This window comes from Sphingobium sp., from assembly GCF_048594625.1.
In the GTDB taxonomy this organism is placed as follows: domain Bacteria; phylum Pseudomonadota; class Alphaproteobacteria; order Sphingomonadales; family Sphingomonadaceae; genus Sphingobium.
The window spans coordinates 1-3,786 of record NZ_JBMDWL010000015.1; the positions used below are offsets into that span (position 1 = coordinate 1).

Sequence of the window (3,786 nt, forward strand, 5' to 3'; positions counted from 1 at the left end):
GGCTTCGGACATCGTGAACGACAGCGACACCGGCTTCGCCTGGCAGGCGATCGCGGGCGTTCGTTACCCGGTCACCAACAATGTTGACGTCTCGCTGAAGTATCGCTTCTTCAACCAGGACGACATCAAGGTCATCCCGGCCTACTCGACCGCCTATGCGGCCGCTGGCGTCCAGGGCGAAACCAAGCTGCGCACGCACAGCCTGCTGCTCGGCCTGACCTACAACTTCGGTTCGGCTCCGGAAGCGGCTCCTCCGCCGCCCCCGCCGCCGCCCCCGCCGCCCCCGCCGCCCCCGCCGCCGCCTCCGCCGCCGGTTGCAGAATGCAACCCTGGCCCGTACATCGTGTTCTTCGAATGGGACAAGTCGGACATCACGCCTGACGCCGCCACCATTCTGGACAACGCCGTGTCGGCCTACAGCAGCTGCGGCAGCGCACAGGTCATGCTGGCCGGTCACGCTGACCGTTCGGGTGCCGCTTCGTACAACGTCGGTCTGTCGCAGCGTCGCGCTGACTCGGTCAAGGCGTACCTCGCTTCGAAGGGTATCCCTGACGGCGTCATCACCACGCAGGCCTTCGGTGAATCGAAGCCGCGCGTCGACACCGCCGACGGCGTTCGCGAAGTCCAGAACCGTCGCGTGGAAATCAGCTACGGCCCCGGCGCGGGCATGTAAGCCGATTTCCATTCTTCGGAATGGAAACAAGATTGAGGGATCGGTCCACTGGACCGGTCCCTTTTTCTTTGCCTATGGCGCGTGGGGCGGGCAGGCATGGGGATGACGGTTGTGCGGGACTGATGTCCGGGGCCGGGCGATGTTTTGGGTGGTTCAGCGCGCCGCGCGGGCCTTCAGGATATTTGGGAGCGACGGTTGCACTGCCTGCGACCAGAAATTGTCGTCTAGGAATGCTTTGCAGGTTCCTGATTGTGGATGTTTGTTCCGCAGGGCAACATGTCGCGATGATGATAACAACTGCCGTCATTGCACAACTGCCGCTGGCAGATATTGATCGTGTCATATTTTACAAACGGGACGAGATTACGACTGACCTGATCTGCTGCGATGTTGAAGTGGCTGGTCGTACCTTGTCATTCAACGAGGAAGCCAAAGGTTGGGATGATCTGATTACGCACCTCTCGGCGCTCCCGTGCTTTCGTGCTAATTGGTATGAAGCCGTCCCTAACCCGGCTTTTGCAGTAAGCGAAACCGTCGCGTTCGATCGGCGCTGAACGACCAGATTCCGTCCTAGGCCGTCGGAATTATCACCGTTCATATCGGAAATTGGCAATCGCTCTTTACAGTCCAACAACCTCCCGCACCTTAGGTTTCTCCCATGAACAGTCTTAGTCGGATGTTGGTGCTCGTAAGCCTCTTGGTCTGCGCGATAGTTCAGCTGCCTTCTTTTGTAGCACTCTGCATCGGTCTATCGGTGACTGGCTTGAGCTACTGGATTGGTCATAAGTGGCCTCACCCCAAATCCACATTTGTGACGGTCATTTCTCGACCCAGCGCTAAAACACTATCTCGGGAACGGCGTTCAATCGCCTTGGTTGCCGGGACGATGATCGCAGCCGGTATAATATGCCATTTCTTTTTGCAGCACATCCTGCCCGTGACGATCTGGACCTTTTTCTGGCCGCCAGTGGGCGCGCATTTCATCGGGCACGGAATCGGAACTCTCATATTTGGCTGGATCACAGCGCCGACGGACGTTGCAGAACATAACGCGTGGTTGGCGAAAATGACCAACTCTCCTCAATAATCTCCGTCTGATTTCTACATATGCCTGATTCAAACCTGCCTGTCGCCTAGCCACCCGGAAATCACTTTTGCGTGGTTTGGCGGGATTGGTCGGGGATGATGGCATCCTGTTCCGGCTGGGCGTTGTTTTGCTTCTTCGGTCGCTTCTCCATGTTGGAATGCCAACATTTTCTGCTGCCGCACGGTGTGTCTTTTGCGATTGGCTTGCAAAAAGGACGGTGACAAATCGGTGCGGGTGGGCAACAAAAGGCTTCCGGCTGCGTTTGCGCCTTATCCTGCCCTTTCCTGGGAGCTATTCATGAAAATATTCTCGCTTTTCGCTGCTCTGCCCGTTGTCCTGTCGGCGTCGGCCTGCGCATCCACGACCACCGGCAAGAGCGCTGCGCCGACCGCGTCGGCCAAGCTGGCGGCGGCCGATGGCGCGGCGCGCGGCACGGCGAGCGTGACGCAGGCGGGCGACGGGCTGCATGTGCTGGTCAAGGCACAGGGCGTGACGCCGGGTATCCATGCCGTGCATATCCACACCACCGGACAGTGCGCCGCGCCTGACTTTGCAAGCGCGGGTGGCCACTGGAACCCGACCGGCCACAAGCATGGCAAGGATAATCCCGCGGGCATGCATATGGGCGACATGCCCAACATGACGGTCGGGTCGGACGGCACGGGCGCGATCGAATATGTGATCCCCGGCGGCACGATCAGCGAAGGCGCGACGCCTCTGCTCGATACCGACGGCGCGGCTGTTGTGATCCACGCGCAGGCCGATGACAATGTAAGCGACCCGGCGGGCAATGCCGGTGGCCGTGTCGCATGCGGCGTGCTGGCCGCGCGCTGATCCTGCAAAGGGCCGGGGGCGGAGCAGGCCCCCGGTCGTCGCGCTGGAGGATATGGGGATATGGTTCAGGGCGCGGCGAAATAGCGAGTTTCGAGAAGCGTCGGCCGAGATACGTGACTTCGCCGAACGCAGCATATTTCAGTAGGTGAGCACCGGAAGCGCGGAAAGTTGCCATCGGCGGTCTGGCCGAAGCTGAATCCCTACAATTGCTGGCACGTTAGGCGTTAATCGGCATCATATCCTGTCGGTCCGCCCTGCGCCTGCCGAAGTTTGATCTGAGCGTTTCAGGCCGCCGCATGCCTGCTTTGCACCCTGTTCGGCAGTCGAAGGTGGCGTATCTCTCTCGATCTTTCGCTTCTGGGAAAAGGCATGGGCTTCGACAGGCTCAGCCCGAACGGAATTTATTGAGAGCATCGTGCGCCGAAGTGGGAGCCAGTTTTCGCGCAGAAAGTGATGCGACGACAGATGGTTGCAGCACGCATCTGGCGTCGGATGTAACGCAGGCGGCTCCAGAGCATCTTGAAGTCATCTGGAACAGATGGCGGCTCGCAAAATGCGATCAACAAAAGACATCTGGAACAGGATGCGATGGGGCTGGTCGGATCAGGCTCTGAGTCGCGATCCCCTGATGGAGTGCTGTTGGGGCGTCCGCTTCAGGTGGCGGGATAGTGGGTGACGGGGTGATAGGTTGATCCGCCATGGCCGAGGCGGCTTTCATAAGGGATGAAGCCATCCACAGGGAAGGGCGCGCCGGTCAGTGCGGCGTGATGCGCGAGGAAGGGTTCGACAAGGCCGCCCGACCGGCCGAAGCGGGCCAGCGTGACATGGGGCAGATAGGCGCGGCTTTCGGGCGGCAGGCCAAGGGCGACGCAGGCGCGGTCGATTTTCCGATGGAGCGCGGCCAGCGGATCGCGGGGCCGGATGCCCGCCCAGAGCGTATCGATGACGCCCTTTCGGTCGAAAGCGCCGACCCCGGACAGTTGCACGTCGAAGGGGGCGAAATCGATGCCGGCCAGGCTGTCGGCCAGATCATTGGCGCAATGGCGATCGACTTCGCCGATGAAGCGCAGGGTGATGTGCAACTGATCGTCGCTTTGCCAGCGGGCGCCCTCCACCCCGCCCATCAGGGACAGGAGGTTCGCGCGCTGATCGGCGGGCGGGCGGATGGCGACGAACAGGCGGTGCATGGCAT

4 protein-coding genes are annotated in these 3,786 nt (G+C 60.8%); 3 read left to right on the forward strand and 1 reads right to left on the reverse strand.

Annotated elements, in window-relative coordinates; genetic code table 11:
• The 3 genes from ACOJSJ_RS01470 to ACOJSJ_RS01480 all read left to right on the forward strand — a co-directional run.
• Window positions 1-673: OmpA family protein (locus tag ACOJSJ_RS01470; protein ID WP_420143211.1), on the forward strand; the 673-nt coding region annotated here is incomplete at its 5' end.
• 284 nt (window positions 674-957) lie between these two features.
• Window positions 958-1,227 (forward strand): hypothetical protein, encoded by a 270-nt coding sequence (locus ACOJSJ_RS01475; protein WP_420143212.1) that lies wholly within the window; start codon window positions 958-960, stop codon window positions 1,225-1,227.
• A gap of 830 nt (window positions 1,228-2,057) precedes the next feature.
• Window positions 2,058-2,594 carry a superoxide dismutase family protein gene (locus ACOJSJ_RS01480; RefSeq protein ID WP_420143213.1) on the forward strand — a complete coding sequence of 179 codons (537 nt, stop codon included), beginning with the start codon at window positions 2,058-2,060 and terminating at the stop codon, window positions 2,592-2,594.
• Window positions 2,595-3,247: 653 nt separating this feature from the next.
• On the opposite strand, the gene thpR is transcribed toward ACOJSJ_RS01480, so the two are convergent.
• Window positions 3,248-3,781, reverse strand: a complete 534-nt coding sequence (gene thpR, locus ACOJSJ_RS01485; protein ID WP_420143214.1) for an RNA 2',3'-cyclic phosphodiesterase — start codon at window positions 3,779-3,781, stop codon at window positions 3,248-3,250.
• Window positions 3,782-3,786: the final 5 nt, after the last annotated feature.